General features: G+C 34.1%; 6 protein-coding genes and 1 pseudogene. 1 reads left to right on the top strand and 6 read right to left on the bottom strand.

Translation table 11 applies throughout. The annotated features are described in order from the left end of the window. The 6 genes from SH09_RS09215 to SH09_RS17240 all read right to left on the bottom strand — a co-directional run. The coding region (locus SH09_RS09215) for a hypothetical protein (RefSeq protein ID WP_042739369.1) at positions 1 to 229 on the bottom strand (229 nt) is incomplete at its 3' end. Continuing rightward, a complete protein-coding gene (gene asp3, locus SH09_RS15795) occupies positions 213 to 1184 on the bottom strand; it encodes an accessory Sec system protein Asp3 (RefSeq protein WP_052495429.1) in 972 nt (323 codons plus the stop codon). The genes SH09_RS09215 and asp3, both read right to left, overlap by 17 nt. Beyond that, entirely contained in the window at positions 1171 to 2730 is a 1560-nt protein-coding gene (gene asp2 / locus SH09_RS09225) for an accessory Sec system protein Asp2 (RefSeq protein WP_042739370.1), read from the bottom strand. The genes asp3 and asp2 overlap by 14 nt, the downstream gene beginning before the upstream one ends. Then, positions 2720 to 4279 (bottom strand): accessory Sec system protein Asp1, encoded by a 1560-nt coding sequence (asp1, locus tag SH09_RS09230; RefSeq protein ID WP_042739371.1) that lies wholly within the window; start codon positions 4277 to 4279, stop codon positions 2720 to 2722. Before asp1 ends, asp2 begins: the two co-directional genes overlap by 11 nt. Positions 4280 to 4289: 10 nt before the next feature. Beyond that, complete coding sequence (gene secY2, locus SH09_RS09235) at positions 4290 to 5492, bottom strand: accessory Sec system protein translocase subunit SecY2 (protein WP_042739373.1); 1203 nt, start codon at positions 5490 to 5492, stop codon at positions 4290 to 4292. A gap of 182 nt (positions 5493 to 5674) precedes the next feature. Beyond that, positions 5675 to 5998 carry an LPXTG cell wall anchor domain-containing protein gene (locus SH09_RS17240; RefSeq protein WP_082039208.1) on the bottom strand — a complete coding sequence of 108 codons (324 nt, stop codon included), beginning with the start codon at positions 5996 to 5998 and terminating at the stop codon, positions 5675 to 5677. Between SH09_RS17240 and SH09_RS17245 the strand changes: the two are divergent. Then, positions 5988 to 6367, top strand: a pseudogene (locus tag SH09_RS17245) (clumping factor B); the annotation flags it as partial. The gene SH09_RS17240 and the pseudogene SH09_RS17245 overlap by 11 nt on opposite strands.

A 6367-nucleotide genomic window follows, 5' to 3' on the forward strand; every position in this document is an offset into this window, starting at 1 on the left:
CTAAGACACGCCAACTTGCTTCACGAACAACTGCGTACGCTTCTGGTAATAAATCATCTAACGTAGCTTGATGATTTGCTAATTGTTGCTGAAACGTTTTTGTTTTGTCCTGTAATTGTTCATCCGAATATGATTTCATCATTTCACTATAGTTATTAATTTTACGTAAGGTTTTCTGCAAACGATTTAAGCGCATTTGGTTAATTGTTGAATTAATTTTCTGTTTCATTGGCCCCTCCATAATTCACACGCACTACATCGAGATATTTTAAGTAGCGCGAAGGATTTAGCACAGTGAAAATAGCTTGATCAGCCACATCATACGTTTCACTTTTAGGATCAAAGTATATTTCAGTAGGTCCTGTTGCAGATGTTATTTCTTCATTTATTATCTCGCTAATTTGTTGATCAAATCGCTTATCCTTGTCTGCTGTTATAAATGATGGTACTTGTAGCAAATTACTTAAATGTGACACAAATACATTTCCTTTTTCACCATAACTGATTAAATGCACTTCAGAATCTTCACCAAGTCTCTCGATATAGCCTTTGATTTCATTCCAATTATCCGTGACAGCTTCAGACCAATATTCAACAGTGATTACATTCTTTAAATGTGACACTGCAGATTGCGACAATGGATAGTCCAACCATTGAGAAGGCTCTACAAAGACCACATTACGTACAGCTTCATTCGTATCAACATTCGTTACACCACTTATTGTTAAATTACGTTGCTTTGAATCGATTAATCGTTGCTCAGTGATAGTAAACTTTTCGAATCGAATGATTTGTGCAGCCGCATTAATCATTTGAACCTTATACGTATGTGCCGTTTCAGGATAATTGACATGAACCTCTTTGTCTTTAATAATCTGCGAAGAGAGTACCGTTTCGTCTTTGCTATAGAATATGATCTTAAAGTACAGCGCACCCTGTGGCTCAACTTCATAATTAAATTGGAATGTATAATCAGAACCCCTTTTCAAAATAGGTAAGGTCGGCAATTCTTTATCCAAAGCATAATTTGTCTTCATAACCCAATCTTGAATAATAATACCTGAAGGCATTAAAGGATTCTCAAATACTGTAACACCGTCTTTAAATGCTAGCTTCGAACCATACATGAATGTTGAAGGATTAACTTGCTTCCAAAACACTTCAAAATAATTATTTTCCTTCATGTTTAACTCTCCCAAATTTAGTTTCCAGTAAAATATGATAAAAGTTTATAAACCAATTGGTAATTGTCGGCGAATCATCATTATGTCTACCAGGAACCCCTCTACTAATCACTCTTGCATGCTGCCTACTCAACAACGGAAACAACTCTGCATAGGCGTGTGCATCATAATCATCATGTTGCATATAAGCAATTGCAAATGTGGTGTTTGCTATATTACTTTGAGACATGACATTCCAAAATTTATTATTTAGACGATCAATATCTTGTGGTGTTACATCTTGTTCATGAGTCATTAATACATCTAAAGCAGTCCCGAAGTCTTCCGGTCTTAATAAGCGCATATTATCAGCAATTGTTCCTATATTCACTAAGGGTTTCCCAATAATAATACCTGAAGGATTCAACTGAGCACCGTAATACAGCGCACCGAACGAACCCATAGACAAACCAGATAGGATGAGTTCATCACTTTCAAATCCAAGGTAGGACAACTTATCTTGAATCACATCTTTAATAGCTGTTTCATACGAATCAGAACCAATATAGAACGAGCCACCTTCCACCCGTGGATCACTAATCAGAATAAATGGCGCATTTAATTTATTCATCATAAAATACGCTTCAAAGCCTTCAAGTGAACGATAACCACTAAAGTAAACGTTCAATGGTGGTTTCAAATCACCTGGATTAAAGTAATAGAAGAACTCTTCTCTATTGTTATCAACATATCTTTGACCGCCAAACAAGAATTCCCCCATATCATATCGTGACCAGCGCTTATGAATCGCACCAACCTTAACCTGTCCTTCACCACGTAGCTTCAAACTCACACTTGCATATACATCATACGGTCTACTCTCGATAATAATAGGCTCATCAAACTGTGTTTGATCTAAATTAATTTCGTCAATAATTGTATCTACCGTACCACTTTGAATAATACGTAATGTAAACTCTAACTCTACACCTTCACTGACTACAAATTCAGGCCATATTTGTGTAGCCTTATGCTTATCACATACAATGTTGTTCTTCCAAGATACAACTTGCTTTAACTCGGCTCCGAAATCTCCAGACAATACGAGATACTTGTTCCCCATAAATCCAACGTCGCCATCAAATGTTTGACTGACAATACAGTGTTTCGGATACAATTTATCCCCATATTGCCCTGAAAATGTAACTGCTTTTAACTTTTCATGTAAATCTGCTTCACTTTGATAACTTAACGGACGTGCTAATAACTCACTAATCGTATTATCCTGCTCATACTGTGTATCCCAATAGGTATCATCTATATAAGTGTTATAAGGTGTACCAACCAATGCCAACATTTCTATTAATTGCTCACTGTACCTCGCTTGCACAAAGACAAAGTCAAATTGTCCATGCTCATCAATAATATTTCGTACAGCATCCAAATAGTTCTCTTCATACTGCATTATAGCTGGATCAAAGTAATCCCATTCCACTTTCTTATTACTATCAAATAGCGTCTCTAAATCATTACCACCTATTTGCAATGCCTTAAATTTACGCTTCACTTACTTCACCTTCAATCCATCGATTCAATCGTCCGACTATTTCCTTAGAGGCAAACGTTTCTACTAACTTAATTGCATATGCGAAAGAATAGTTCCAATTCTTTAAGTGATTTAAAAAGTATTGCAATGCTTCGACAAGTTGATCAACACGTTCAATAACGCGTCCATTAATTTCATCGACGACATAATCTGTTTTTCTCAAATTAATTTGCGGAATACCCGCACTAATACAACTAATTTGTAAAAATAAATCTGGCTCGCGGTTTAAATCAATGACTACTCTTAAATTCATCAATGCTGCTCTTAAATCCTGTTCAAAAGGCACATGCTTAATTTCAATCACTTCGACATATTCTTCTTCCTCAGCCAATAACAAATTAATGCCATCTTCATCCTCATTAATCGTGTTATATTTATCGTTTACTGCTTGGACTTGCTCTGTCAGCCATTGTGGCAATAATTTCTTGTCTTGTTCCGTCAATAATATAATCCTTGTATTTTCAACTCGCTCCATATACGAAATCACCTGTTGCAAACTTTGTTGTAAAGTATCATGAGCGATACCATCAATCCACAAACCAATATACGTTTCATAATATTGACTACTTTTGTTTGGCAGAACCTGTGCATCAAATGGTGTAATACGCATAATCTCAACGTCTAATTGTTGTTCAATTTTATATTGTTGTAATGTTTCCTCATTATCCAACATATCAACTAACCAATATTGGCTATTACTTATAGATTGAAGTAATGAAGATGTTAATTCACTATTTCGTTGCTTGAAGATTGAATAACACAATTGATAGTCGCTTAATATTTCACTTAAAAAATAATTATGTCGTTCATCCGCAGCAATAATAATTGGGTAGTCTACACTGACCTCTTGCTTCATATATAATGCAACACGTTCTTGTAATAAATCTTCCATATTATTGTATACAGTTTGATTGAAACGGTGTTGATACTGTTCACTTACATGTACCGTGCCATCAACTAACTCTGATGTAAGAATACAATCTCCATCAATCGTCATATATTTCTGTCTAAACGGCACGCCCTGACCATCAAAATATAATATAGAAGATAAATATCCTCGGTCATCAAAGATAGAACGTTGCACCCTTTGGCCATGTTCAAATGCTTCTATCCAAACCATATAACCATCTTGGTTAAAGTAAACATTAGAATACGTCGTTGCTCCTGTAACACAACGAACAAGATACGGTGTATAAACAAACTCAGTACCTTCAGGCCAATTCAAAGATTTGAAATCAAGCGGTAATGGTGTCCGTGACTCAAAACCCTGAATATCGTCAAATAAAGACCAATAACGTGCTTCAAACAAATCAAATCTATGCAAAAATGTACGCAAATCTGGTGAATAGTTGAGTATCAACATCTCAAATGTTTCGTCATTTTTGACATGCATATTCATTAAACTAATCATGTCATCAAATTCTTTGACTAAACTTTTACTATAATAAGGTGTCGTTTTATCTTCCCACCAACTACCTTGGTTATACCAAGCTGGAACAAAATATTTCATCATAAACTCCTTACCAATACTTAGTTAAAAATTGTTTATATTTATCAAAGTATAAATACGCTCTAATAGTTTCCGTTATATTAATACCGATATACACTAATACGATGAGTTGAATTGCAAAATAAATCTGTTGCGACAATTCAGGCACTAACAACGTGCTATACAGTGGCAAACCAATGATCAGCGTCACAACAATTGAACCAAACCAACACACACGTCGTGCCATGCGATTTAAATATTTTCTCGTTTCTTTACCTGGCTTCACACCTACAAAATAATTCCCACTTTTCAAGAAATCTTTAGACTTATTTCGTGTATTTAATAAAAATCTAGATAAGAAATAACCTAATATCATTTGCAGAACAATATATAACGTTATACCTATCCAATTATTGAAACTGAGCGTTTGTATATTCACATGCTTTTCAGATACAAAACTATTTACAAATAGATTTAAAAGATTATTCAGTAAGACAAATACTGAAATACTAATCATAATTGATATACTTCCTGATGGATTAATTTTCCAAGCCAAATACGTTTTTATATCTTGATTTGAAGCATTCATGATGTCTTTATAATTTGTTCTATATTCGATTAATTCCATAATTAGTAATGTTAATAACGCAATTACGATAACAACACAAATCAATACGAGTACAGTTGTACTCGCATGTAGATGTGCTAATCTTTGTTGAAATAGCGCCTTAACAATACTCATCATAACGATTGGCATTGGACCAGCAATACCATAACGCGTATTCTGATCTGCTAACCACACCAAGAACATCGTTCCAGTTACTAATACTAATAGTAATAAAAAGACATTTTCTGAATGTATTTTATCTTTAATTACATATTCATTGATGACAAAATAACCCTGTGCTAAACAAATTAATAACGTTAATATTTTCTCTTTATAATGCTTCTCTAACTTAGTCTGCTTTGCTGCTTTTTCCATATCTCGATAAGACAATAATGTAAAAATAATCATTGCCGTTAACCACGGTCCTAATCCTAGCGAGAATATATTTAACGTGCTTAAATCTCCACCAGTATTGGAAACGGCTAATTTGTAAAATGAACTAACGTCTTGATGTGTATTTTCTTGAGCAACTATAGATATATTACTTCCCAGTATATAAATGATAAGTATTAGGCAAGTAAACAATATCCTTTTATATAAGACCCTATATTCATTTTGCTTAAAAATACGTTTTACCACATTATTTTCCACAATATACCTCTTTTTTAGAAATATTATACCAAAGAGGCTAAAAACATGTATCATTTTTAACCCTGAAAAATTAATTTATTTTTTAAAATTAATTTTTCTAATGTACGATGTTTTAGCCTCTTTGTTTGATATTAATATTTATTTGTTTTAACTATACTTTATTTTTTGCTTTCTTTTTTATTCTTTCTTGATTTTCTAATCAAACCAAGCCCTGCAAGCATAGCTAATGTTGCACCAACTAAGCCATTTCTATTATCTGTATCTTTACCTGTATCAGGTAATTCTACTTTTTCTTTATGACTATTCACTGCTGATTCAGAACCATTATTAGATGTTACTGATTCTGACGTATTCACTGATGTTGATGCACTTGTTGATGCTGAATTTGATACTGAAGTGCTTAATGATGTGCTTGCACTTGTTGAATTTAATTCAGAAGTACTCATAGATGTTGACATACTGTCTAAGTCGATGTCATCCATCGATCCACTTATTGGTACAATCACAATTTCACTTTCAGAAGCACTTAATGATGTTGATGCACTTTCTGAGTCACTTACTGACGTGCTCAATGATGTTGATGCACTTTCTGAATCAGATACTGATGTACTTAGTGATGTACTTGCTGATTCTGAATCACTCAATGATGTACTTAGTGACGTACTTGCTGATTCTGAATCACTTACTGATGTGCTCAATGACGTACTTGCTGACTCTGAATCAGATACTGACGTACTCAATGATGTGCTTGCGCTTTCTGAGTCAGATACTGATGTACTTAATGACGTGCTTGCTGATTCTGAATCACTTACTGATGTGCTCAATGATGTTGATGCACTTTCTGAATCAGA

The organism is Staphylococcus gallinarum, assembly GCF_000875895.1.
Taxonomy (GTDB): domain Bacteria; phylum Bacillota; class Bacilli; order Staphylococcales; family Staphylococcaceae; genus Staphylococcus; species Staphylococcus gallinarum.

Excerpts from the sequence above, each read along its gene's own strand:
- asp1 (WP_042739371.1), bottom strand. The coding sequence starts at position 4,279 with ATGAAATATTTTGTTCCAGCTTGGTATAACCAAGGTAGTTGGTGGGAA.
- asp3 (WP_052495429.1), bottom strand. The coding sequence starts at position 1,184 with ATGAAGGAAAATAATTATTTTGAAGTGTTTTGGAAGCAAGTTAATCCT.
- SH09_RS17240 (WP_082039208.1), bottom strand. The coding sequence starts at position 5,998 with ATGGATGACATCGACTTAGACAGTATGTCAACATCTATGAGTACTTCT.